Consider the following 24,660-nt stretch of genomic DNA (forward strand, 5'->3'; position numbering starts at 1 on the left):
GCTGGCGGCTGGGCCGGGCGTCCACCGGGTTCTCAAAATGGTCGAGTCCACAGTGGGGAGCGGCCCAGGAGCCCAAGCAGTCGCTCGAAGTCGGCGGCATCGGTGGACACCGGGACCTGAGGGCTGAACGCGGCACCGGGACCGCGGGAGCTCGGTGTATCCGGCCACTGGCGCGCGATCGTCAGCGCAGCGGCGGTCAACTCCGGGTCGGGATGGTAGGGCGCACCGATGGTCGCGGCGACATCCCATCCGTGAACGAGGACGTCCACGAAGTGCATGCTCAGAGCGACCCGGCCCCGGAAGATGCCGAACTCGCGCACTTCGACCTGACGGTCGTAGGCGTCCGGGGCGGCGAACGCCTCCGTGACCGCGTCCGCAGAGTCCTGGAAGGCGCGATACGCGTCGGTGCGGAGGTCGCCGCTGTCCCATATGGATCGGTCTACCGGTGCACTCATGGCGTTGGCGGCGAAGCCGCGATTCTCGCCAACAATGTGTCGTAGTAGTTCAGCCAGGTTCCAGGAAGCGCAGGGTGTGGGTCGCACAAGATCTGCGCCCTGGACCTGCGCGATCACTCCACTGGCCAGCGCCAACGCCTGGCGGTCCAGGTCGCGGACGTCCGCGGTTCTTTGCCTCGTCACAATGATCCTTTCCAAGCACGAACGTTCGTACTAGAAACGCACGCTAACACAGACAGGAGAGGCGTCGGGTATCATTTACCGAACGTTCGTGCGCAAGGAGGTGGAGAAGGTGGGGCGACCGCGAAATGACCAAGCGCGGACTGCGATCCTGCGCAGGGCGGCAGACCTCGCCTCCCAAGACGGGTTGGACGGGCTGTCGATCGGCCGGCTCGCCACGGACCTCGGCGTGAGCAAGAGCGGACTGTTCGGCTACTTCGGCTCAAAGGAGGAACTGCAGCTCGCCACGATCCGCGCCGCGGCAGGCGTGTACCTCGAGGAGGTTATCCAGCCCGCATTGGCCGTGCCGCCGGGCGTGGGGCGGGTGCGCCGACTGTGCGAGAACTGGCTGAGCTATTCAGAACGACGGACATTCCCTGGCGGGTGCTTCTTCTTCGCCGTTGCTGCCGAGTACGACGCTCGATCTGGCCGGGTACGCGACACCGTGGCCGCTGCCAGTCTGGACTGGAGCAACCTGGTCACACGCACCATCCACGACGCCCGCCAGCTCGGCGAACTCCCTGACGACACGGACGCCGACCAACTCGCGTTCGAGCTGATCGCCTTTCTGGAGACTGCCAATGCCGCATCTCTCCTGCACAACGATCCGGAGCCTTACGCGCGAGCCAGGACTGCGGTGCGCAAATGTCTCGAGCCCGCTACCGCAGAGCCTGCGAACACAGACTGAGCTCCACCTCTCGCGCTGACTGTCCCGTACGCCGTTTACGCGATTGAATCGGTCCTCCCTCGTCATGCCGTTGACGATGCTGCGTGACCGCCGCGCCGGCGAGGCACACATGGCGCTGCGCGTGCTGACCGTCGCGCGCGACCACATCAACGTCGAGCGGGTCCGGTGCATCAACGCGCGACCGCGCTCGTGCGCAGCCACGACCTTGGCATCGACGCCCGCAAGTCCCTGACCTCGCAACAGATCGCCACGATCGCGGGCTGGCGACGCCGCGAGGAGCCCTTCGGTGTCGCGACCGCACGAGCTGAGGCCGTCCGTCTGGCCAAGCGAGTCGTGAGCCTCGACGAGGAACTGGCCGAGAACCGCGCCACCATCACGAACCTCGTAGCTGTCGAAGCACCCGAACTTCTCGAGCAGCACGGAGTCGGAGCGATCACCGCTGCGGTCGTGCTGACGGTCTGGTCCCACCCCGGCCGGATCCGCAGCGAGGCGGCCTTCGCGCAGATCGCGGGCGCCGCGCCGATCCCAGCGTCGTCAGGGAACACAGTCCGCCATCGCCTCAACCGCGGCGGCGATCGCCAACTCAACCGAGCGTTGAACACCATCGTTCTGACCCGGATGCGGACCGACCCCAACACGCGGGCCTACATCGAGCGGCGCTTGGCCGAGGGCAAGAGGACCAAGGAGATCAGGCGCTGCCTCAAGCGCTACGTCGGGCGGCAGATCTTCCGGACCCTGGCCGCCGCTCACCCGGTGCCGGAGGTCCTCGCGTCAGCGGCTTGACACGACATAGAAGCATCCTGGGTGGTCACGGCGTGCATAACGGCGCCGCGCGCGTGCGCCACGACGAGGGCGACCGCACCCTCGACGTCGGCCGCGACCAGCGCGTCGTACAGGGCCGCGTGCTCGGCGTGGATGGGCGCCGGATCGGTGTGCTGGCGCATGAGCCAGCGCCGCCGTTCACCAATCGTCACCAGCACCTCGCCCACGATGGTCCCGCGGCCGAGCTCCTCGAGAACCTCGTGGAAGCGTGCATTGGCAACGACGGCCGCAGGCACGTCGCCCGCGGCGATGGAAGCTGCTGCCTCGGCGAGCACTTCGCGAAGCGGCTCGAGATCCGACGGCCGTGCGTAGGTCGCGAGCCTGCGCACGAGCACCGCCTCGAGCGCCCCGCCGACCTGCGCCAGATCGGCGATCTGCGCGGCGTCGTAGCTGCGCACGGCGATGCCTCGGGTCAGGCGGTCCTCGGCGAAGCCCTCGAGCACGAGCGCGTGGAGCGCCTCACGGACCGGCACGCGCGAGACGCCGAGCTCGCTGGCGATGGTGCGTTCGACGAGGCGGAAGCCGGGAGCGTACGCGCCGCTGGTGATGCGCGAGCGGAGCTCGTCGCGGACCTCCTCACGCAGGGGGCGAGACTGGGTGAGATCAGACATGCCGCTGAGGGTATACCGGCCTGAGGGCACGGGCTCGCCGGTCGACGTGGTTGGTTCAGCGCGCGTGCGGGTCGTCGCCGACGAGGCGGTGGAGGAGGTCATGGATGACCGGGTCGGCGAGCGAGTAGTAGATGCTGCGCCCGTCGCGTTCGGTCGAGACGGCCTCGGCAGCGCGCAGGACCCGCAGCGCCTGAGAGACGGTGCCCTCGCGGATGCCGGTCTGGTCGGCGAGGTCGGAGACTCTGATCGGGCCGGCGAAGTGGATGCGCAGCAGCAGGCGCAGACGCGTCGGGTCCGACATCAGGTCGAAGACCTTCGCCCATGCCTCGATGCTCGTCGTGGAGGTCGCCGACGACGACCGCGGGTCGACGACGGACTCGTCCTCGGGAGCGGGGTCGTGATCTGACACGTCCCGCATCCTTCCACAACGACGCACGGAGCCCCGGGACCGTACGGTCCCGGGGCTCTGTGGAGTGGTCGCCGGGCATGGCCGCACCTCGCCCGGGTACCAGATCGGGTGCCGCCGACGGAGGAGAGAGTTCTCGATGACCACGTCCACCAGCTCGCGCGACGCGCGACAGATCCCGGCAGACCGTACTCCGTCGCTCGTCCTGCCGGGGATGGTCCTCGGGGCCGGGCTCGGAGGGTTCGTCGACGGGATCCTCCTGCACCAGATCTTGCAGTGGCACCACATGCTCACGTCGACGGGCACCGCGAACATCGACCTCCCTCCGTACCCGGCCGACACGGTGCACGGACTGGAGATCAACACCCTCTGGGACGGCATCTTCCATGCCACCACCTGGCTGCTGGTCCTGACCGGCCTCGCCCTCCTCTACTCGCGGGTCCAGCACTCGCGGGGGCGCGTGTGGGCCTCGCGTGCGCTGTGGGGCTGGGTGCTCGTCGGGTTCGGCGTCTTCAACCTCGTCGAGGGGACCGTGAACCACCACCTCCTCGGGATCCACCACGTGCGGAGCGGACCCCACGAGCTCGAGTGGGACCTCGGATTCCTCGCCCTGGGCGCGATTCTGGTGCTCGTCGGGTGGCTGCTCCAGCGCGGCGCCACGTTCTCTGACACCGGCGCTCGAGGCGCGGCCGACCGGACATGATGCAGGTGAGCGGGATGCCGTGGACCGGGACGCTGGGGGCGAGCGTGCGTGCGCACGACCCCTCGGACGAGGAGGGGGCCGGTCGTCAGGTCCTCCAGGCGGTCACGACGTTCGGTCCGCTCGCGGTCGTGACGGTCCTCGCCCTCGCCTACGTCGTGGCTGCCGTCGCCGAGGGAGGCCGCCGCGGGTGGGCGAGCATGCGGACCGTCTCGTTCGTCGCAGGGTCGGCGGTCCTCCTGGTCGCCCTGTCGCCGGGGTTCGACCGCTATGCCGACGCGAGCTTCGCCGGCCATGCCGCCCAGCACCTTCTCATCGCCATGCTCGCCCCGCTGCTTCTCGTCCTCGCCGCTCCGGTCACCCTTCTCCTCAGGGCCCTGCCCCATCGCGGCGCTGTGCGGGTGGGGCGGATGCTCCGCTCCCGGCCGGTCGGTCTCCTCACCTGTCCCGTCGTCGCCCTCGCCCTTAGCAGCGGCGGGCTCGTCCTGCTCTACTTCACCCCGTTGTACGACCTGAGCACCCGCAACGGGCTCGTGCACGGTCTCGTGCACCTCCACATGGTGCTGGCGGGCCTGCTCTTCGCCTGGGTCATCGCGGGCCCCGACCCGGCACCGCGGCGGGCGTCCGTGCCCGTACGGCTCGTGGTTCTCGGGCTGGCGATCCTCGTCCACGCCTTGGTCGCGCAGCTGCTTTACGCCGGTCTTCTGGTGCAGGTCCGCGAGCCGGTCGCGGAGATGCGGGCGGCGGGCAACCTCATGTACTTCGGCGGCGACCTCATCGAGCTGCTGCTCGCCCTTGCTCTGCTCCTCACCTGGCGTACCAAGCACGGACGGGCGCACGAAGGCCCCGGGACCGTGCGGTCCCGGGGCCCTGTGGCGGTCAGCTGATCAGGCGAACTTCTCGCCCTTCGACGCCTTCTCGAGCAGCAGCGCCGGCGGGCTGAAGCGCTCGCCGTACGACGCAGCGAGCTCCTGCGCACGCTCGGTGAACGCCTCGACGCCGATCCGGCCGTCAGCAGCCTCGTACCCGTTGATGTACTGCAGCGCGCCGCCGTACAGCGGGGGGAAGCCGATGCCGAAGATCGAGCCGATGTTGGCGTCGGCGACCGTACGGAGCACGCCCTCCTCGAGGCAGCGGACCGTCTCGATGGCCATGATGAACGTGTAGCGCTCCTGCATGTCCTCCCACGGGATCTCGGCGCCGTCCTTGCGGAACTGCGACAGACCCGACCAGAGGTGCTTCTTGGCGTCGGCCGGGTACTCGTAGAACCCGGCGCCGGCGGCCTTGCCCTTGCGATCCTGCGAGACCAGCGCGTTGATGACGTCCATCGCGGGGCTGTCCGGGAACGCCTTGCCCTCGCCCTCGGCAGCAGCCTTGGCCTCCGCGTTGATCTTCTGCGGGAGGGTGAGCGTGACCTCGTCGATCATCGCCAGCGGCGGGGCCGGGAAGCCCTTGGTCGTCGCGGCGCGCTCGATCGCGACCGGGTCGAGGCCCTCGGCGAGCATCTCGGCGCCCTCCATCGTGAGGGTGCCGAAGACACGGCTGGTGAAGAACCCGCGGCTGTCGTTGACGACGATCGGGGTCTTCTTGATCTGCTTGACGTAGTCGAGCGAGCGCGCGATGGCCTCGTCCGAAGTCTTCTCGCCCACGATGATCTCGACCAGCGGCATCTTGTCGACCGGCGAGAAGAAGTGGATCCCGATGAAGTCCTCGGGACGCTTCACGCCGTCGGCGAGGATCGTGATCGGCAGCGTCGACGTGTTGGAGCCGAGCAGCGCGTCCGGCTTCACGACGGGCTCGAGATCGCCGAAGACCTGCTTCTTGAGGTCGACCGACTCGAAGACGGCCTCGATGACGAAGTCGCAGCCCTCGAGGTCGGCGTAGTCGGCGGTCGGGTGGATGCGCGCGAGGATCTCGTCACGCTTCTCCGCGGTCAGGCGGCCCTTCTCGACCTGCTTGTCGAGAAGATTGGTGCTGTAAGCCTTGCCCTTCTCGGCGGCCTCGATCGTGACGTCCTTGAGCACGACCTCGATGCCCGCGCGAGCGGACACGTATGCCACGCCGGCGCCCATCATGCCCGCGCCGAGGATGGCGAGCTTGGTGGCCTTCGTCTTGTCGATGCCCGCCGGACGTGAGCCGCCGGCGTTGATGGCGTTGAGGTCGAAGAAGAACGCCTGCGTCATGTTCTTGAACTGCTGGCCGGTGACCAGGTCCACGAAGTAGCGCGACTCGATCCGCGATGCGGTGTCGAAGTCGACCTGCGCACCCTCGACGGCGGCCGCCATGATGTTGCGCGGCGCCTTCATCGGCGCGCCCTTGGTCTGCTTGCGCAGGTTCGACGGGAACGCGGGGAGGAACTGCGCGAGCTTCGGCGAGGACGGCGTGCCGCCCGGCATCCGGTAGCCCTTCTTGTCCCACGCCTGCGTGAACGCGTCGGCGTCGTCCTTGTGCGCGAGGATCCACGCCTTGGCGGCGGGGATCAGCTCGTCCTGCGTCGCGACGAGCGCGTCGACCAGGCCGGTCTCCATGGCACGGGCCGGCTTCATGCGCGGGCCCTGGAGGAGCACCTCCATGAGCGCCTTCTGGAGGCCGAACATGCGCACCGTACGAGTCACGCCGCCACCGGCGGGCAGCAGGCCGAGGGTGACCTCGGGCAAGCCGATCTCGTAGCGGCCGTCGACCGCGACGCGGTGGTGCGTGGCCAGCGCGATCTCGAGACCGCCACCGAGGGCGGCGCCGTTGATCGCGGCGACGACGGGCTTGCCGAGCGTCTCGAGCGTGCGCAGCGTCGCCTTCATCGACTCGACCTCGGTGAAGACGGCCTCGGCGTCGGCCGGGGTCATCTGCGTCATGAGCTTGAGGTCGCCGCCGGCGAAGAAGGTGCTCTTGGCGCTGGCGACGATGACGCCGACGACGTCGTCCTTCTCGGCGACGAGCCGCTCGACGGCCTTGGCCATCGAGGACTGGTATGCCGCGTTCATCGTGTTGGCGCTCTGGTTCGGGTCGTCGAGGACCAGGGTGACGATGCCGTCCTCGCCACGCTCGTAACGGACGGCCTCGGCCGCCGACGGCACAGTGTTGTCAGTCATGTGAATCTGCTCCGTGTGTGAGTCGGTGGGCGAGGGGGTCAGAGACGCTCGACGACAGTGGCGATGCCCATGCCGCCACCGACGCACAGGGTCGCGACGCCGTAGCGCTGGTCGCGACGCTCGAGCTCGTCGACGAGAGTGCCGATAATCATTGCGCCGGTCGCGCCGAGCGGGTGACCGAGAGCGATCGCGCCGCCGTTGACGTTGACGATGTCGTGCGGGACCGACATGTCCTTCATGAAGCGCAGGACAACCGCGGCGAACGCCTCGTTCATCTCGAACAGGTCGATGTCGCTCGCCTCGAGGCCGGCCTTGGCCAGCGCCTTGCGGGTCGCCGGCGCGGGGCCGGTGAGCATGATCGTCGGCTCGGAGCCGGAGACGGCGGTCGCCAGGATGCGCGCACGCGGGGTCAGGCCGTTGCGCTTGCCTGCCTCCTCGTTGCCGATGACGACGATCGCCGCGCCGTCCACGATGCCCGAGCTGTTGCCGGCGTGGTGGACGTGGTTGATCTTCTCGACCTCGTGGTACTTCTCGAGCGCGACGGCGTCGAACCCGCCGAAGTTGCCGATCGCCTCGAACGACGGCGCCAGGCTGGCCAGCGACTCGGCGGTCGTGCCGGGGCGGACGAACTCGTCGTGGTCGAGGATCGTGAGGCCGTTGATGTCCGTCACCGGGACGACGGACTTGGCGAAGTAGCCGTTGGCGATCGCCTTGGCGGCACGCGCCTGCGACTCGGCCGCGTACGTGTCGACGTCAGTACGAGTGAAGCCCTCGATCGTCGCGATGAGGTCGGCGCCGATGCCCTGCGGCACGAAGTCGGTGTCGAACGCGGTCTGCGGATCCATTGCCCAGGCGCCGCCGTCGGAGGCCATCGGCACGCGGCTCATGGACTCGACACCGCCGGCGAGGATCAGGTCTTCCCAGCCGGAGCGCACACGCTGCGCGGCCTGGTTGACGGCCTCGAGACCCGAGGCGCAGAAGCGGTTGAGCTGAACACCGGCGACGGTGTCGGGGAGGCCGGCAGCGAGCGCGGCGGTCTTCGCGATGTCGGCGCCCTGGTCACCGACGGGCGTGACACAGCCGAGGACGACGTCCTCGACCTGTCCGGCGTCCAGCGTCGGATTGCGCTTCTGGACCTCCTCGAGGAGGCCGGTCACGAGGCTGATGGGCTTCACCTCGTGCAGGGATCCGGTCTTCTTGCCGCGCCCGCGCGGGGTGCGGATCGCGTCGTAGATGAATGCCTCAGTCATGGCGGTCCTTCGTTCGTTGACGACCCGGCAAAGTAGGTGTCCAAAGAAAGTTACTTGCGAGTAACGAGTAAGTCAATGATACCCACACCACTATGACAGCACGACTGTCACGGTGCCAAGACGCCGGGAGGCCACTCAGGGACGGGCCGGACGGCTCCACTCGCCGATGAGGCTCTGGAGCGCCGTGATCAGTGCGATCGGCTGGTCGAGCATGATGTGGTGCCCCGCATCCGGGACCACCGTGACCGGAACATGCCCGCCCAGACGGCCGGCGACGGTCGACGTGATGTCCGTGGTCGCGAGCCCCCGCTCACCCCGGATCAGCGCGGTTGGGCACACGGTCTTCGCCAGGTCCTCGGGCTCCATCTGGGCGCCGAAGAACACGTTCGGATCGAACTTCCAGGTCCAGCCGCCCTCGACCTCGCGGACGGAGGCCGGCGCCAGGTGGTCGCGAACGTACGGCAGCGCCGGACCGTCTTCGGGGAGGGGCCGGAAGCGTGCAACGACGGCCTCGCGCGACGGATAGACCTTGTTGCCTGGGGCGTGCCTGCCGGACGCCCGCCAGGCACGTGCCTCGGGAGACATCTGCTGGACAGGCGAGTCGATCGCACAGACTCCCGCGAGGCGCGCGCCGTGCTCGCGAGCGGCGGTCAGCACGACGAAGCCACCCATGCTGTGCCCGATCACGCAGGGCTTCTCGCCCGAGCCCGCCGCCTCGGCGTCGGCGACCGCGAGCACCTCAGCGGCGTACGTCTCCAGGTCGTACGAGGCTCGCCTGTTGGACTCGCCGTGCCCCGACAGGTCGAGCGCGACCACGCGGTGGGCGGCGGTCAGGAACGGGGCGACGTGGTCCCACCAGCCGGCGTGCGCCGCACCGCCGTGCACGAGGACGACGACCGGGGCTCCGATCCTCCCCCACGCCCGGTAGGTGATCCGAGCTCCTTCGACCTCGATCTCACGCTCGTCGTACGGCGTCGCGACCGCCTCGGCGAACCAGCGGGGCACCCCGGACATGACGCCTCCTCAACGACGAACGACCCATGCAGATGGTTGCGCCGACACCCTACGTGCGGCGACGCACCGTCTCGCGCTTGGTCTCGTTGACCGCACTCTCGTACGCGGTGACCAACGCCTGCACGGTCAGCGGCTTGAAGCGCTCGACCATCGCGGTGATCGCCTCGGCGGACTCGCCGCTCGCGCGATAGTGCGGCAGAACCTTCTGGCGGAAGATGTCGGTCAGCTCCTGGGCGATGTCACGGGCGTGGGACTCGAAGAGACGCTCGGCCTCGACCGCCGCGTCGAGCGGGAGCCCGAGGTCGATCATCGCCACCCCGACCGACAGGTGCGCAGGTGAGACCCGGAAGACGTCCTCGTCCGGGGTGGGCTCGACGACGCGCAGCGCGACGAGCAGCTCGACGTCGTCGTCGCTGAGCGGGCGACCGGCGCGGGCCTCGAGGACCTCGCGCGCAACGGTCTCGGGGAGGTCCGACAACCACGGGGCGAGCATCGTCCGCTGGAGGGCGACGTCGGCGGGCGAGGCCGTCGCAGGGAGCCGCTCCAGGTAGCCCTCGATCGCCGAGAGCGTGAAGCCGTGCGCCTGGAGCTCGCGCACCAGTTCGAGGCGGGCCAGGTGGTCGGGCCCATAGAAACCGTTGCGGCCCTCTCGTACGGGCGGAGGGATGAGCCCACGGCCCGCGTAGAAGCGGATCGTACGGACAGTCATGCCGACCCGGTCGGCGAGCTGCTCGACCGTCATCCGCTCAGACGTTGACTGGGACATGTCCGCACCTTAGACCGCGCGACTCAGACCGGCGCCCACCGGAACTCGGCGTCCCCCAGCCCTCGCCGCTAGGTCATACGGATCGGGGGTTCCAGCCCTCGATCCGTATGACGTCCCGGCCGCGCTTCCCGCGATCCGTCAGGCAGCACCCATGGGCAGGATCACGACGGGGCACGGCGCGGTACGGGCGAGCACGTCGCTGACCGAGCCGAGCGCGTTGTGCCGGATCGAGGACGTGCCGTGGCTCCCGATGACGAGCATCTGCGCGCCGGCCGCCTCCGAGAGCAGCACGTCGACCGGCATGCCCTCGTGCACCCCGACGGTCACCTCGGCGTCGCCGTCGTGGAGCGCGGCCACCTCGGCCGTCTCGGCGGCGATCCGCTCACCGTCGGCGATCGTCTCGACCGAGGAGCGCGTGGAGTCGACGGTGACCACGACCCGTACGGCCGCGCCGCGCAGATCCGCCTCGGTCATCGCCCAGTGGAGCGCGCGCCGAGCGCCTGCGGAGCCGTCGCTGCCGACGAGGATCGTGCCGGTCTTCTGAGGAGATTCGCTCATGGCGCCATCCTGTCGGGTCCGCGAGCCGCAAGCGACCCCGAAAGCCGCACCATCCGTACGGCCGCGTCAGATCCCCATCGTGCGGCCGATGATCTCCTTCATGATCTCGGTCGTGCCGCCGTAGATCGTCTGGATGCGCGTGTCCGCGTACGCCTTGGAGATCGGGTACTCCGACATGAACCCGTACCCGCCGAACAGCTGCAGGCACTTGTCGACCGTCTTCTTCTGCAGCTCAGTCGTCCACCACTTGCCCATCGCCGCGTCGGAGACCGAGAGCGTGCCAGCGTTGAGCTCCATGATCGAGCGGTCGACGAAGACCTGGGCGATCTGCGCCTCGGTCTCGAGCTCGGCGAGCACGAAGCGGCTGTTCTGGAAGGAGCCGATCGGACGTCCGAACGCCTTGCGCTCTTTGACGTACTCGAGCGTCATGTCGATCACCGCACGGCACGCGGCGGCGGCGGTGACCGAGAGCGTGAGGCGCTCCTGCGGCAGCTTCTCCATCAGATAGATGAAGCCTTTGCCCTCCTCGCCGAGCAGGTTCTCCTTGGGCACCTTGACGTTCGTGAAGAACAGCTCGGCGGTGTCCTGTGCTTTCAGGCCGAGCTTCTCGAGGTTGCGTCCGCGCTCGAAGCCCTCCATGCCGCGCTCGAGCACGATCAGCGACAAGCCCCGAGCGCCGGCGCTCGGGTCGGTCTTGACCGCGACGATCACGAGGTCGGCGAGGATGCCGTTGGAGATGAACGTCTTCTGGCCGTTGACCAGGTAGTGGTCGCCCTGGTCGATTGCCGTGGTCGCGATCGACTGCAGGTCGGAGCCGGTGCCGGGCTCGGTCATCGCGATGGCGGTGATCGTCTCGCCCGTGCAGAACTTCGGGAGCCAGCGCGCCTTCTGCTCGTCGGTCGCGTACGACAGGAGGTAGCCCGACACGAGATCGTTGTGCAGCGCGAAGCCGACGCCCGTCGCGCTCGCGTGCGCCAGCTCCTCCTCGACGATGGCGTTGTAGCGGAAGTCGGTGACACCGCCGCCCCCGTACTCCTCCGGCATCATGAAGCCGAGGAAACCCTGCTTGCCCGCGGCGAGCCACATGTCGCGCGAGACGATGCCGTCCTTCTCCCACTGGTCGTGGTGCGGGCGGATCTCCTTGTCGACGAACGTCCGGAACGCGTCACGGAACGCGTCGTGGTCAGCGGTGAAGATGTTGCGCTGCATGGTGCTCCTCGAAGTGCGGGGTCTCGACAGGGCTCGACCGGCGGGGATGACGTCTACTTGTCCTCGCGCTGGACGACGGCGCCGGAGGCGATGAGGGCGTCGACGTCGTCGATCCCCCAGGCCGCGAGCGCCTCACGCGTGTCGGCGCCGGACTTGGAAGGGGTACGGCCCAGCGTCGCGGGCGTGCGCGAGAAGCGGGGCGCGGGCGCCGCCTGGACGACGCCCTCGTGCTCGACGTAGGTCCCGCGGGCGACGAGGTGAGGGTGCTGCGGGGCGTCGCGCATCGGCACGACCGGAGCGACGCAGGCGTCCGTCCCGGCGAACAGCTCGGCCCACTCGGCCTGCGTCCGCTCGGCGAAGCGCGCCGCGAGTCGCTCGCGCAGCTGCGGCCAGGCCGCGAGGTCGTAGCGATCGGGCAGCGGTTGGCCAGGCACCGTGTCGAGCTCGAGCAGCTTGACCATCTCGTCGTAGAACTGCGGCTCCAGGGCGCCGACCGACATCCACAGCCCGTCGGCCGTCTCGTACACGTCGTAGAACGGGGAGCCGCTGTCGAGCAGGTTGGTGCCGCGGGCGTCGCTCCAGGCGCCGACCTGCTGGAGGTTCGTGATCATCGAGAGCAGGTGGGCGGTGCCGTCGACGATCGCGGCGTCGACGACCTGGCCGTGGCCCGAGTCGCGGGCCTCGACGAGGGCGGCGAGGACCCCGACGACGAGATAGAGCGAGCCGCCGGCGAAGTCGCCGACGAGGTTCATCGGGATCTGTGGCGGACCGCCCGCGCGGCCGATCGGGTCGAGCGCGCCCGCGACGGAGATGTAGTTGACGTCGTGCCCGGCGCTGGTGGCGAGCGGACCGTCCTGCCCCCAGCCGGTCATCCGTCCGTAGACGAGACGCGGGTTGCGGGCGAGGCACGCGTCGGGCCCGAAGCCGAGACGCTCCGCGACACCGGGGCGGAAGCCCTCGATCAGCACGTCAGCTCGCTCCACGAGGTCGAGCAGGACGGCGACGCCCTCGGGACGCTTGAGGTCGACCGCGACCGAGCGACGGCCCCGCGCGAGGACGTCCTTGTCCTGCGGAACGACGGCGAGGCCTCCCGGGGTCACCCGGTCGACGCGCAGCACGTCGGCGCCGAGGTCGGCGAGCAGCATCGCCGCGAACGGGCCGGGGCCGATGCCCGCGATCTCGACGACGCGAAGGCCGGCGAGCGGACCGCGGGCCGGGGTGTCCGGGAACGACGTGGTGTGGGTCACGCCCCGATTGTGACAGTAGCACTGTCAGGGTTGTCAACCCTTCTCCGAGCGCGGCGAGGTGGGCTACGATCCGGCGAGACATGACATGCTGCATGTCACATCAGGAGTGACGGGAGAGAGAGATGGGCGAGATCGTCTACAGCCGGAAGGGGACGGGCGATCCCCTCGTGCTCATCCACGGCATCGGCCACCGCAAAGAGGCGTGGAACCCCGTGTCCGACCGGCTCGCCGCGCACCACGACGTCATCGTCCTCGACCTCCCGGGCTTCGGCGCCTCAGGCCAGCTACCCCGGCACGGACGCGACCGCATGGACCACCTTGCCGACGCGCTCGAGACGTTCTTCGCCGAGCTCGGGATCGACCGACCGCACGTCGTCGGCAACTCGCTCGGCGGCGCGATCGCGCTGGAGCTGGCGGCGCGAGGCTCGGTCCGCAGCGCGACAGCCCTCTCCCCCGCGGGCTTCTGGACCGAGGGAGGGCGGCTGTGGGCGTTCGCGGTGCTCATGTCGATCCGCCTCTCGGCGTTCATGCCGTCCGCCGTGGCGCAGCAGATCGCGCGACGGCGCTGGGCGCGGGGTCTCGCGATGGCGAGCCTGCACACGCACGGGCGGCGCCTCGCCCCGGACGCGTTCCTCGCCGACCTTCGCGCGCTGCGAGAGTGCACCGCGTTCAACCGCGTGCTGAGGGCCGGCGCCCGCTACGCGTACCGCACGCACCCGACGGTGCCCGCGACGATCGCGTGGGGCACCAAGGACCGCATCCTCCTCCCGTCGCAGGCCACGCGTGCCCGCACGCTGCTGCCGAACGTCACCCACGTCCCGCTCCCCGGCGCGGGTCACGTGCCGATGATCGACGAGCCGGAGCTGGTGACGCGGGTGATCCTCGAGCAGGTCCGCAGCGCCTAGCCCTCGCGGGTCGCCTTTCGGCGGTGCGGATGACGCTGGCCCACCGACGGCACGGGGCCGCGCCGCCTACGAGCGTCAGGTGGCCTTGCGGCGTCCGCCTGGGCGCTCGCGCAGCCCGAACAACGTGTAGAGGAACACCAGCGCGGCCGTGACGCAGAGCAGCAGGAGACCGGTCGTGTAGGTCCGGTCGTCCTCGTTGTACGTCGCGCCCATGACCAGCGGCGGGAAGAATCCGCCGAGCCCACCGGCTGCTCCGACGATGCCCGTCACCGAGCCCGTCTTGTCCGCCGGCGCCCGCAGCGCGACCCACGTGAACACTGAGCCCGCACCGAGGCCGAGGAACATCGCCATCAGGACGAACGAGATCCCTGCCGGCCACTCGGGCTCCGGTCGCAGCGCCAGCACGACCGCCATCACGGCTGTGCCCCCGAGCGAGACCAGAGTGATCAGGCGAGGTCCGAACTTGTCCGACAGCGTGCCGCCGATCGGGCGCGCAACCACGGCGGCGATCGCGAAGCCCGCCGTACGCTCACCGGCTGCCGTGAGGTCGTACCCGTAGGTCACCACGTCTCCGAGGTACGTCGGCAGGTAGGTCGAGAACGCGACGAAGCCGCCGAACGCGATCGCGTACAGAAGCGACATCTGCCAGGTCACGGGCTCCTTCAGCGCCGCGACCAGCTTCGGTGTCGCCGCCTGCGTCGACGGCGTCCAGCGCGGCGAGTCCCGCATCACGACCCAGCACAGCACCGCCGTGACCAGCAGCGCGGCCGCGATGATCACGTGCGTCACCATGTAGCCGAACCAGTCGACGAAGCGGGGCGTGAAGAACGACGACAGCGCGGTGCCGCCCATGCCCGCACCGAACAGGCCGGTCGCGAACCCCTGCCTCGGCTTCTCGTACCAGGCCTTCACCATCGGGATGCCGACCGCGAACGTCGTGCCGGCGATGCCGAGGAAGAAGCCGAAGATCACGAGCAGCAGGTACGAGTCGGCGTTGCCGGCCACCGCGACGAGCACGACGAAGGGTGCCGAGAGGACGAGCAGCACCGTGAACATCAACCGGCCACCGTATTTGTCCGTCAGCGTGCCGACGGCGATGCGGCCGAGCGCGCCGACGATCACCGGGACCGCGACCAGGAAGGACTTCTGCGTCGCACTGAGGTCCATCTGCGTCGCGTAGCGGGCCGCGAGCGGGCCGATGAGGTTCCACGCCCAGAAGCTGATCGCGAACGCCCACGTGGCGAGGATCAGGTTGCGAGTCTGGTCGGCCTTCGGAAGCGCCGGTAGTTCGGTAGCGGTGCTCATCGCAATCCTCTTCCGGGGTCAACGCTCACGGTCACGGGTCCCGACGGGTGCCCACCCAGGGCGCGGGGCACGCGAGCCCGACACGTTTTCGCGGCTGCGGTAGACGATGTAGGGACGGAAGAGATAGTGCAGTGGCGCGGTGAACGCGTGCACGAGTCGCGTGAACGGCCAGATCGCGAACAGCGCCAGGCCGACCAGCGCGTGCACCTGGAACGACGTGGACGCTGCCGCCATCGCGTCGACGTCGGGCTGGAGAGTGAACAGCGAGCGGAACCACGGCGACACGGTGTGCCGGTAGTCGGTGACGTTCTTGTCGAAGACGCTCACGACGGTGGTCGCGAGCCCGGCGACGATCGCGGCGAGCAGCACGACGTACATGGTCTTGTCGTTCTTGGTGGTCGCCATGAACACGGGCCCGGTCTTGCGGCGGCGGTAGATCAGCATCCCGACACCAACGAGCGTGGCGAAGCCCGCGATCGCGCCCATCGACAGCGCCATCACGTGGTACATGGTCTCGCTGACGCCGATCGCATCGGTCCAGGACTCCGGGATCAGTAGCCCCACGACGTGCCCGATCACCACGACCAGGATGCCGAAGTGGAACAGCGGGGACGCGACGCGCAGGAGCTTCGACTCGTACAGCTGCGACGAGCGGGTCGTCCAGCCGAACTGGTCGTACTGGTAGCGCCAGATCAGCCCACCCACGAAGACGACCAGGACCAGATAGGGAATGACGCCCCACAGCATCGTGCTCATGACGATTCTCCTGACAGGGGCAGCAGGCGCGGATCGTAGGCGTCGAGGCCGACCGTCTCCGTCGGTGGACCCGCCATCGCCATCGCCGCCGCGCGGTCGATCGGTCCTGCTCCTTCGTACGTGGCGCACACGCCGCGCAGCACGTGGAACCAGGGCGCGGGCGACTTCTTGTCGGAATCCTCGAGCGCAAGGCGGAGCAGCTCGACGCTCGGCCGGTACTTGTCCAGCAGCTCAGTGCCCCGTACGGGGTCGTGGGCTGCGAGCTCGAGCACCATCGGCAGGTAGTCCGGCAGCTCGCCGTGCGTGTCCGCGACGAGCCCCGAGTCGCGGTAGGTCTGCTTGAAGCCCGCGAGCACCTCACCACGTCGACGCGTGTCGCCGTCGGTGAAGTACGAGAGATAGAGCGGGTGCTTGCGGTCCAGGTCGAAGACCTCGACGTAGCGCCGCGCGAGGGCGTCGACCTCGGTGGCCTCAGCGACGTCCACGAAGGCGAGGAGGTCGAGAGGCGCGCTCGTTCCTCGTGCTCCTCGACCAGCGGTCGCTTCCTCGAGGGCGGCGCGGACCAGCGGGAGGCGCTCGTACATCTGGTCGGTCGGGTACGCGAGGAGGATTGCCGCGGCCCGATGGACGACCCGGGCGCCGCTCCTCTCGGTGGTCGAGGGCTTCATTGCCGCTCCTCTCCCGTCGGGAACAACCCCTCGGTGCTGCCAGCGCCGTCCCAGTTGAGCAGGTTCACCTGACCGCTGTGCTGAGGATCCGGGGCGGCCATCGTGTCGGCCTCCTGACGCTGCTTGAGCGCGTGGAACGTCTCGACCGCAACCGGGACGGACCGTCCGCTCGCCTCGCCGACCGGGCCCGACTCGTACATACCTGGTCCCTCGTCGAAGTCGAGCGAGCAGCCCAGCTCCTCGAGGTCGTGCGCCTGCTCAGTGTGCGCCGTCGGGATCACGTAGCGCTCTTCATACTTAGCGATCGCCATCAGGCGGTACATCGCGTACATCGCCTCCTCGGTCATCCCCACCGACGCCGGGATCGATGCGTCGGACTGCCTGCCGAGGTTGATGCCGCGCATGTACGAGCGCATCGCCGCAAGCTTGCGGAGCACGTCGGTGACGACTTCGGTGTCACCGGCGGTGAAGAGCTCGGCGAGGTACTCGACAGGGATGCGCAACGCCTCGATGGCTCCGAACAGCGTGCCCGCCTCCTCCGCGTCGTGACCCTGCTCAGCGAGCAGGTCGACGATCGGGGACAGCGGCGGGACGTACCAGACCATCGGCATCGTGCGGTACTCCGGATGCAGCGGCAGCGCGACGCGATACTTCTTGGCCAGCGCGTACACCGGCGAGCGCTGCGCGCCGGTGATCCAGTCTTCGGGGATCCCCTGCGCCCGTGCCTCCGCGATCACCCGCGGGTCCTCCGCGTCGAGCATCAGGTCGAGCTGCGCCTCGTACAGGTCCTGCTCGTTCTCGACCGACGCCGCCTCGGTGACACGGTCAGCGTCGTACAGGAACACGCCGATGTAGCGGAGCCGCCCGACGCACGTCTCGGCACACACCGTCGGGATGCCGACCTCCACGCGCGGGTAGCAGAACGTGCACTTCTCGGCCTTGCCGGACTTGTGGTTGAAGTAGATCTTCTTGTACGGGCACCCGGTGATGCACTGCCGCCAGCCGCGGCACTTGTCCTGGTCGACGAGCACGATGCCGTCCTCGGACCGCTTGTAGATCGCGCCGCTGGGGCACGACGCCATGCACGACGGGTTGAGGCAGTGCTCGCAGATCCGCGGCAGGTAGAACATGAACGTCCGCTCGAGGTCGAACCTGATCTTGTCCTCCGACTCGCGGCGGACCTTCTCGACGATCGGGTCCTGCAGCACGGACGAGGGACCGCCGCCGAGGTTGTCGTCCCAGTTCGCCGACCACGTGATCGCCATGTCGTCGCCGGTGATCAGCGACTTCGGGCGCGCGACCGGGAAGTCGTCCCCGAGGGGCGCGCGCGTCAGGTTCTCGTAGTCGTACGTCCACGGCTCGTAGTAGTCCGACAGCTCCGGCTGCACCGGGCTCGCGAAGATGCTCATCAGACGCCGGCCACGGCTGCCGGTGCGCAGCGAGATCCGGCCGCGCCGGTTGCGCACCCACCCGCCTCGCCAGCGGTCCTGGTCCTCGTACCGGCGTGGGTAACCCTGGCCGGGACGGGTCTCGACGTTGTTGAACCACACATACTCGACCCCGGCACGGTTGGTCCATGCCTGCTTGCACGTCACCGAGCAGGTGTGACACCCGATGCACTTGTCGAGGTTCATCACCATCGCGACCTGCGCCATGACCTTCATGTCTGCTCCTCCCGCGAAGCCTGCCTCAATAGCGCACCGGCGCGGTCCGCTTGCGCACCGTGCAGACGATGTCGCGCTGGTTGCCGGTCGGGCCGAGGTAGTTGAATGTGTACGACAGCTGGGCGTACCCGCCGATCATGTGCGTCGGCTTGACCAGCAACCGCGTCACGGAGTTGTGGATCCCGCCACGGCGCCCGGTCTTCTGCGACTTCGGGACGTCGATCGTGCGCTCCTGCGCGTGGTGGACGTAGACGACACCCGTCGGCATCCGGTGGCTCACGATCGCCCGCCCGACGAAGACGCCGTTGGCGTTGTCGCACTCCACCCAATCGTTGTCGGCAACGCTGATCGCCTCTGCGTCGTCGACGCTCATCCACACCGTCGGACCGCCACGCGACAGCGAGAGCATGAGCAGGTTGTCCTGGTACTCCGAGTGGATCGACCACTTGCTGTGCGGGGTCAGATAACGCACAGCGATCTGGAGCGCGCCGTCGCTGGTCCTCCCGGGGTCCTCGCCCAGCCGTGCGCCACCGTACATGAGGTGCATGTCCAGCGGCGGCCGGTACGTCGGGAGCTGCTCGCCGTAGTCGCGGATCCAGTCGTGGTCGAGGAAGAAGTGCATCCGGCCGGTGAGGGTGTGGAACGGCTTGAGGCGCTCGATGTTGATCGTGAATGGCGCGTACCGTCTCCCCCCGGTCTCCGAACCGGACCACTCCGGCGACGTGATGACCTGCTGCGGCGAGTCCTGCGTCATGGCGAAGGTGATCTTCTTGTCGTGTGCGCCCTCCGCCAGGTCGGCGAGCCGCTGCCCCGTGCGGCGCTCGAGGTCACGGAAGCCCTGGACTGCCAGTGCCCCGTTCGTGGTGCCCGAGAACAACAGGATCGCCTCCGCGAGCCGCGCGTCGGTGTCGATCGCCGGACGCCCCGCGCCCGCGCCCGAAGACATCACGCCGTACTTGGCCCCCAACCTGGCCACGGCGTCGTTCATGTCGTACGTGACGTTCTTGACGGTGAACCCGAGCTGCTCCGCCTTCGGCCCGACGGTGACGAGCTTGTCGGCGATCGCGGTGTAGTCGCGCTCGACGAGCGTCACGGCAGGCATCGTCTTGCCTGCAACCGGGTCCACCTCACCCGCGCGCCAGTCCAGGTCGCGTCCGCCTGGCTGCGCGATCTGACCCGGGGTGTCGTGCTGCAGCGGGACGGTGACGAGGTCCTTGCGGGTGCCGAGGTGGGTCTTGGCCAGCTCGGACAGCTTGCGCGCCAGCGCGACGAACGTCTCGTAGTCGCTGCGCGCCTCCCACGGCGGGTTGATCGCCGGCGTGAACGCATGGACGTACGGGTGCATGTCGGTTGAGCTCAGGTCGTACTTCTCGTACCACGTGGCGGCTGGGAAGACGATGTCCGACAGCAGCGTCGTCGACGTCATGCGGAAGTCGGCGGACACCAGCAGGTCGAGCTTGCCCTGCGGCGCTTCGGGTCGCATACGGATCGTCTTCGGCGGCTCGGCGGCATCGGGTGCGTCGACGTTGGACTGCGTGCCGAGAAGGTACTGGAGGAAGTACTCGTTGCCCTTCGCCGAGCTGCCGAACAGGTTCGAGCGCCACAGCACCAGCGTGCGCGGCCAGTTCTCCGGGGCGTCGACGTCGTCGATGGCGGCGTTGAGGCTGCCGTCCTGGAGCCTGTCGGCGATCCACGCGCCCGCGTCGGTCGCACTCCCGTCCGCGGTCGCAGCACTCGCCTCGTCGGCGAGGTCGAGCGGGTTGCGGTCGAACTGCGGGTAGAACGGCATCCAGCCGAGCCGCGCCGACTTCGCGATCACGTCCGCCGTGTGGAGCCCTGCGAGGTGCCCTTCGGCGAGCGGCGAAGTGAGCACGTCCTGGTGCGAGCCGTCGGAGCGCCACTGGTCCGTGTGCATGTACCAGTACGAGGTTCCCGTCATCGTGCGCGGTGGCCGCGACCAGTCGAGCGCGTTCGCGAGCGAGATCCAGCCGGTGATAGGGCGGGTCTTCTCCTGGCCGACGTAGTGTGCCCATCCGCCGCCGTTGCGCCCCATCGCGCCGGTCGCCATGAGCAGCGTGAGGATCGCCCGGTACGTCGCGTCACCGTGGAACCACTGGCAGACGCCGGCGCCGAGGATGATCATCGACCGTCCGCCGGACTCCTCGGAGTTGCGCGCGAGCTCGCGCGCGATCCGGATGCACTGCGCGGCCGGGACGGAGGTGATCTCCTCCTGCCACGCCGGCGTGTACGGCGAGGACACGTCGTCGTACCCGCTGGGCCACTCGCCGGGGAGGCCGTCACGCCCCACGGCGTACTGGGCGAGCATCAGGTCGAGGACGGTCGTGACCATGTGCCCGCCGACCTCGCGCACGGGGATTCCGCGACGGACCACGCTGCCCGAGCCGTCTGGCGAGTCGAACGCCGCCATCAACACCTCGCCCGGCTGAGCGTCGGGACCGATCACCGACAGCACGGGATCGACCTCCCCGAGGTCGAGGTTCCACTTTCCTTCGCCTGTCTCGCCGTACCGGAAGCCCATCGACCCGTTGGGGACGACCGACTCGTTCGTGCGGGAGTCGAGGACGACCGTCTTCCAGGCCGCGTTCTCGGACGCCTCCCCGGTGGTTGAGCCTGTCGAAACCAGGTCCGCCTCCGTCAGGAACTTCTCCGGCACCCACGCGCCGTCGTCGCTCTGCTTCAGCCGGACGAGGAACGGCAGGTCCGTGTACTGCTTCACGTAGTCGGTGAAGAAGGGCACCTGGCGCTCGAGGTAGAACTCCTTGAAGATCACGTGGCCCATCGCCATCGCGAGCGCGGCGTCCGTACCGGCCTGCGCGGGCATCCACTCGTCGGCGAACTTCGTGTTGTCGGAGTAGTCCGGCGACACCGAGACGACCTTGGTGCCGCGGTAGCGCGCCTCCGCCATCCAGTGGGCGTCGGGCGTACGGGTGACCGGGACGTTGGAGCCCCACATCATCAGGTACGAGGCGTCCCACCAGTCGCCGGACTCCGGGACGTCGGTCTGGTCGCCGAAGACCTGCGGGCTCGCGACCGGGAGGTCGGCGTACCAGTCGTAGAACGAGGTCATCACACCGCCGATGAGCTGGATGAACCGCGTGCCGATGCAGTGCGACACTATCGACATCGCCGGGATCGGCGAGAATCCCGCGCAGCGGTCCGGGCCGTACGTCTTGATGGTGTTGACGTGCGCGGCGGCCGCAATCTCGATCGCCTCGTCCCACGAGATCCGGACGAGACCGCCCTTGCCGCGCGCAGACTGGTAGCGGCGGCGCTTCTCCGGGTCGGCGGCGATCTCGGCGAACGCGAGCACCGGGTCGCCGAGGCGCTTCTTGGCCTCGCGGTACATCTCGATCAGCACACCGCGCCCGTACGGGTAGCGGACGCGAGTCGGCGAGTACGTGTACCAGGAGAACGCGGCACCGCGCGGGCAGCCGCGCGGCTCATACTCCGGCCGGTCGGGACCCGTGCTCGGGTAGTCGGTCTGCTGCGCCTCCCACGTGATGATGCCGTCCTTGACGTACACCTTCCACGAGCACGACCCCGTGCAGTTCACGCCATGTGTCGACCGGACGACCTTGTCGTGGCTCCACCGATCCCGATAAAACACGTCGCCGCGGCGGCCGCCTTCTCGATAGACCGCCCGCCGGTCGGGACTCTCGTCCCAGCGGGTAAAGAAGTCACCGAGCGCAAGCAGCGCCTCGGATGCGGGGCCGTCGGTGCCTGACGACGCTCCACGGCGTCGCGATCGTGCGCGTCCCTCATGGGTCGTCTCGGTCATTTCAGACCTCCTCGCGCCCAACCTAGAACCGCGACAGGCGGCTCGCACCCGGAAGCCGCAGCGGTCGACACGCGCTACGCTCGCGGGACCGTAAGTCCTCGCCGGAGAGGGAGAAGCGCGATGCGCGACGTCGCCGCACTGACCGAGGAGTACCTCGAGGCGGCCAGGGCCGCACCGCACGGACGCGGCGCCGAGCTCGTCCTCCAGGACGGCCCGCTGCGTCAGAGCGTGCTCGGCCTCGCCGAGGGCGCCGTGCTTGCCGAGCACGACGCGCCGCCGGCAGGGAGCGTGCTCGTGCTCAGGGGCGCCATCGAGATCGTGAGCCGGTCTGGGACGATCGCGCTCGAGACCGGGATGCTGGCAGAGATCCCGCGCGAGAGACACTCCGTACGGGCGTTGGTGGACTCCGCGTTCCTGCTGACCGCGGTCACTGACATCTGAGGGTGTCCGGTGGAACCCACGCGACCGGGTCGCTCCTTCTGCTGACGTAGGATCTTCCGGACTGTGATCGAAGGGTGTACCGATGGCCGAAATGCCGAGCGAGGTGGCGAGCTCGCCCACCCCGGCTCATGGCGCTCGGAGGCACCAGCGGACACCGCCTCAGGTTCCGCCCGCACGCCGCGTTCCGGCCGAGCCGGCCGACCTCGCGAGCATGCATGGACGGGTCGTCGACCACCTCGGCGTCCGGATCGCCTCGGGTGAGCTGAACGGGACCATCGACCCCGACCAGATTGGTGACGAGCTCGGTGTCTCCCGTTCGCTGGTACGCGAGTGCCTGCGCACCCTGGCTGCGAAAGGCATGGTTCGAGCGCGCCAGCGTACTGGCACCACCGTCACCGATCCCAGCAGCTGGGCGCTACTGGACGAGCAGGTCATCCGGTGGCGGGCCTCCGGGCCGTGGCGCTTCACCCAGCTGGAGGAGTCGCTCCAGCTCCGGGAGAGGCTGGAACCCCTCGCGGCCAGCCTCATCGCCGCACGCCGGCCCGACCACATCCTGGCCGAGCTGTCGGATGCCACGGCCCGGATCGCTCACGCGACGGCTGCCCGCGACCCGCAACTGATGATCGAGGCGGACACGGTCTTCCACAAGCTGCTCTACGTCGGCTCCGGGAACGACATGCTCGCGCGCCTGGCCGGCACCGTCCAGGCCTGCCTGCGCGTCCCCGACTTCCAGCACTACCGACATTTCACCACCGACACCGCCAACCGGCACCGGAGCCTGCTCGACCTGATCCGGGCGGGTGACCGCGACGGCGCCGAACGCGTGTGCGGAGAGCTGATGGACCAGACCAGCCAGCTCTTCCTCGGTGCCCAGGACACGATCCTGGGCACCGAGGGTGTCAGCCCCGACGAGCGGGCCGGGTGATCAGCTCCACCTGCTCCGACCGGAGACGTAGTCTGCCGTGTCGCCCAGCGTCGCCGGGCGCTCGTCGGCGAACATGTTCGGCGGGAACCTGCTGACGTAGCCGTCGAACACGTCGCGGTAGAGGTCCCAGTGGATGTCCGGCGGCAGGTGACGGCTCCGGAAGCTCGCGATCGGGATGCGGGCCTGCAGCAGCGTCTCGTGCTTGCCCTCCGCCCGGACGATCGCGCGACCGTCCGGTCCGAAGATCGCGGACCCTCCCGCGCCGGTGTCCTCGAAGTACGGCCCCTTGCGCAGGAGGAGGGCGTTGTTGGCGATCGCGACATAGACGCGGTTGTGCAGCGCCGTCGAGGCCACGTCGACCTCGGTGAAGCTGCCGCTCGCCGTGCGAAGGATCACCTCCGCCCCCTTGATCGCCAACGCGCGCATCAGCTCGGGCTCCAGCTGGGTGGAGGAGAGGCTGATGTTCCCCAGTGAGGTACGGGCGACCGGCAGGACCGCGTCGGCCCCGTAGCGCGCCACGTACTCGTCGAGGACGTCGTAGATCGTGGTGGTGAACAGCTCGAAGCCCGGGAACAGCCCGCGGACGTTGCGTGCCTTCCAGTGGCTCGCGATCAGCTCGCCGTCCGGTCCGATCAGGTTGGTCAGGCTCAGGACGTGCCCGGGCCAGTCGGGATCGGACACGTACGCACCGAACGCGATGTGGGCGCCGTACTGCCGCGCTTTCTGCGCGATCGCCGCCACCTCCGGACCGTCCAGGCTGATGCAGCGCTCGAGGGCCTCCTCACGGGTCCAGGTGTCCCACCCGCTGATCGGGAACTCGTGGAAGAGCAGCAGGTCGGGCCCGGCACCGTAGTGATAGGCGTTGTCGATCAGATGGAGCATGTGCGCCAGGTTGTCGTCCATCTCCGCACGGTCACGCGCGGGATGGATCCTGGACTGCACGACACCGAGCGTCCAGTCGTCCTTCGCCAGCGGAGCAGTGGGATAGCGGCCGGGAGACGTGTCCTCACCCATGGTGACCTCAGGCCTTCTTGTACTCGCGGATGACCGTGCGGCGCACCAGACGGTCCTCCTCCATCCAGTGCCACGTACGCACCTTCTGCTGACCATCACGACTCAGCTGGATCAGCTCGTACAGATAGTTCCCCGGCTTCAACAGCTCG

The 24,660-nt window shown here is 68.9% G+C and carries 23 protein-coding genes; 7 read left to right on the forward strand and 16 right to left on the reverse strand.

Features of this window, described 5'->3' with window-relative positions; genetic code table 11:
- Positions 1-32: 32 nt before the first annotated feature.
- Positions 33-638 carry a TIGR03086 family metal-binding protein gene (locus HCT63_RS16015; protein WP_167007247.1) on the reverse strand — a complete coding sequence of 202 codons (606 nt, stop codon included), beginning with the start codon at positions 636-638 and terminating at the stop codon, positions 33-35.
- Positions 639-726: 88 nt separating this feature from the next.
- Between HCT63_RS16015 and HCT63_RS16020 the strand changes: the two genes are divergently transcribed.
- Together HCT63_RS16020 and HCT63_RS16025 are read left to right on the forward strand one after the other, a co-directional pair.
- Positions 727-1,362: a TetR/AcrR family transcriptional regulator gene (locus tag HCT63_RS16020; protein ID WP_243843064.1), complete on the forward strand. Its 636-nt coding sequence runs from the start codon at positions 727-729 to the stop codon at positions 1,360-1,362.
- Positions 1,363-1,527: 165 nt separating this feature from the next.
- Positions 1,528-2,145: a transposase gene (locus HCT63_RS16025; protein ID WP_167006986.1), complete on the forward strand. Its 618-nt coding sequence runs from the start codon at positions 1,528-1,530 to the stop codon at positions 2,143-2,145.
- Here HCT63_RS16025 and HCT63_RS16030 read toward each other — a convergent pair.
- Both HCT63_RS16030 and HCT63_RS16035 read right to left on the reverse strand, forming a co-directional pair.
- Positions 2,109-2,795, reverse strand: coding sequence for a GntR family transcriptional regulator (locus HCT63_RS16030; RefSeq protein ID WP_167006989.1), 687 nt, complete (start codon positions 2,793-2,795; stop codon positions 2,109-2,111). The genes HCT63_RS16025 and HCT63_RS16030 overlap by 37 nt on opposite strands.
- A 55-nt stretch (positions 2,796-2,850) precedes the next feature.
- Positions 2,851-3,204: a metalloregulator ArsR/SmtB family transcription factor gene (locus HCT63_RS16035; RefSeq protein ID WP_208322468.1), complete on the reverse strand. Its 354-nt coding sequence runs from the start codon at positions 3,202-3,204 to the stop codon at positions 2,851-2,853.
- A gap of 136 nt (positions 3,205-3,340) precedes the next feature.
- Here HCT63_RS16035 and HCT63_RS16040 point away from each other — a divergent pair, with 136 nt between their 5' ends.
- Together HCT63_RS16040 and HCT63_RS16045 are read left to right on the forward strand one after the other, a co-directional pair.
- The gene (locus HCT63_RS16040) at positions 3,341-3,904 is read left to right on the forward strand and encodes a DUF2243 domain-containing protein (RefSeq protein ID WP_167006995.1); all 564 of its coding nucleotides are present in this window, start codon (positions 3,341-3,343) and stop codon (positions 3,902-3,904) included.
- 14 nt (positions 3,905-3,918) lie between these two features.
- A complete protein-coding gene (locus HCT63_RS16045) occupies positions 3,919-4,788 on the forward strand; it encodes a cytochrome c oxidase assembly protein (RefSeq protein ID WP_167007252.1) in 870 nt (289 codons plus the stop codon).
- On the opposite strand, the gene HCT63_RS16050 is transcribed toward HCT63_RS16045, so the two are convergent.
- From HCT63_RS16050 to HCT63_RS16080, 7 genes are all read right to left on the reverse strand, one after another.
- On the reverse strand, positions 4,789-6,990 hold the full coding sequence (locus tag HCT63_RS16050) for a 3-hydroxyacyl-CoA dehydrogenase NAD-binding domain-containing protein (RefSeq protein WP_167006998.1): 2,202 nt from the start codon (positions 6,988-6,990) through the stop codon (positions 4,789-4,791).
- 38 nt (positions 6,991-7,028) lie between these two features.
- Positions 7,029-8,240, reverse strand: coding sequence for an acetyl-CoA C-acetyltransferase (locus HCT63_RS16055; RefSeq protein WP_167007000.1), 1,212 nt, complete (start codon positions 8,238-8,240; stop codon positions 7,029-7,031).
- A gap of 135 nt (positions 8,241-8,375) precedes the next feature.
- Positions 8,376-9,254, reverse strand: a complete 879-nt coding sequence (locus tag HCT63_RS16060) for an alpha/beta hydrolase (protein WP_167007003.1) — start codon at positions 9,252-9,254, stop codon at positions 8,376-8,378.
- A gap of 49 nt (positions 9,255-9,303) precedes the next feature.
- Positions 9,304-10,020: a MerR family transcriptional regulator gene (locus HCT63_RS16065; RefSeq protein WP_167007006.1), complete on the reverse strand. Its 717-nt coding sequence runs from the start codon at positions 10,018-10,020 to the stop codon at positions 9,304-9,306.
- Between the two features lie 138 nt (positions 10,021-10,158).
- Entirely contained in the window at positions 10,159-10,578 is a 420-nt protein-coding gene (locus tag HCT63_RS16070) for a universal stress protein (RefSeq protein ID WP_167007009.1), read from the reverse strand.
- A 66-nt stretch (positions 10,579-10,644) separates the two neighbouring features.
- Positions 10,645-11,787, reverse strand: coding sequence for an acyl-CoA dehydrogenase family protein (locus HCT63_RS16075; protein WP_167007012.1), 1,143 nt, complete (start codon positions 11,785-11,787; stop codon positions 10,645-10,647).
- A gap of 53 nt (positions 11,788-11,840) precedes the next feature.
- A complete protein-coding gene (locus HCT63_RS16080; protein WP_167007015.1) occupies positions 11,841-13,034 on the reverse strand; it encodes a CaiB/BaiF CoA-transferase family protein in 1,194 nt (397 codons plus the stop codon).
- Between the two features lie 122 nt (positions 13,035-13,156).
- Here HCT63_RS16080 and HCT63_RS16085 point away from each other — a divergent pair, with 122 nt between their 5' ends.
- Complete coding sequence (locus tag HCT63_RS16085) at positions 13,157-13,939, forward strand: alpha/beta fold hydrolase (protein WP_167007017.1); 783 nt, start codon at positions 13,157-13,159, stop codon at positions 13,937-13,939.
- Between the two features lie 75 nt (positions 13,940-14,014).
- Here the strand turns inward: HCT63_RS16085 and HCT63_RS16090 are convergent, their stop codons facing one another.
- From HCT63_RS16090 to HCT63_RS16110, 5 genes are read right to left on the reverse strand one after another with little or no spacing between them, the layout of a single operon-like run.
- Positions 14,015-15,244 carry an MFS transporter gene (locus tag HCT63_RS16090; protein WP_167007020.1) on the reverse strand — a complete coding sequence of 410 codons (1,230 nt, stop codon included), beginning with the start codon at positions 15,242-15,244 and terminating at the stop codon, positions 14,015-14,017.
- Between the two features lie 18 nt (positions 15,245-15,262).
- Entirely contained in the window at positions 15,263-16,000 is a 738-nt protein-coding gene (gene narI, locus HCT63_RS16095) for a respiratory nitrate reductase subunit gamma (protein ID WP_167007022.1), read from the reverse strand.
- Positions 15,997-16,668, reverse strand: a complete 672-nt coding sequence (narJ, locus tag HCT63_RS16100; RefSeq protein ID WP_167007025.1) for a nitrate reductase molybdenum cofactor assembly chaperone — start codon at positions 16,666-16,668, stop codon at positions 15,997-15,999. Before narJ ends, narI begins: the two co-directional genes overlap by 4 nt.
- Positions 16,665-18,332 (reverse strand): nitrate reductase subunit beta, encoded by a 1,668-nt coding sequence (narH, locus tag HCT63_RS16105; RefSeq protein WP_167007028.1) that lies wholly within the window; start codon positions 18,330-18,332, stop codon positions 16,665-16,667. Before narH ends, narJ begins: the two co-directional genes overlap by 4 nt.
- A gap of 25 nt (positions 18,333-18,357) precedes the next feature.
- Positions 18,358-22,131, reverse strand: coding sequence for a nitrate reductase subunit alpha (locus HCT63_RS16110; RefSeq protein ID WP_167007031.1), 3,774 nt, complete (start codon positions 22,129-22,131; stop codon positions 18,358-18,360).
- A 120-nt stretch (positions 22,132-22,251) separates the two neighbouring features.
- Here HCT63_RS16110 and HCT63_RS16115 point away from each other — a divergent pair, with 120 nt between their 5' ends.
- Positions 22,252-22,572, forward strand: a complete 321-nt coding sequence (locus HCT63_RS16115; RefSeq protein ID WP_167007035.1) for a cupin — start codon at positions 22,252-22,254, stop codon at positions 22,570-22,572.
- Between the two features lie 82 nt (positions 22,573-22,654).
- Positions 22,655-23,497, forward strand: coding sequence for an FCD domain-containing protein (locus tag HCT63_RS16120; RefSeq protein ID WP_167007037.1), 843 nt, complete (start codon positions 22,655-22,657; stop codon positions 23,495-23,497).
- Here the strand turns inward: HCT63_RS16120 and HCT63_RS16125 are convergent, their stop codons facing one another.
- On the reverse strand, positions 23,498-24,511 hold the full coding sequence (locus HCT63_RS16125) for a nitrilase-related carbon-nitrogen hydrolase (RefSeq protein ID WP_167007039.1): 1,014 nt from the start codon (positions 24,509-24,511) through the stop codon (positions 23,498-23,500). It abuts the gene before it with no gap.
- Between the last annotated feature and the right edge of the window lie 149 nt (positions 24,512-24,660).

This window comes from Mumia sp. ZJ430, assembly GCF_011751845.1.
In the GTDB taxonomy this organism is placed as follows: Bacteria; Actinomycetota; Actinomycetes; order Propionibacteriales; family Nocardioidaceae; genus Mumia.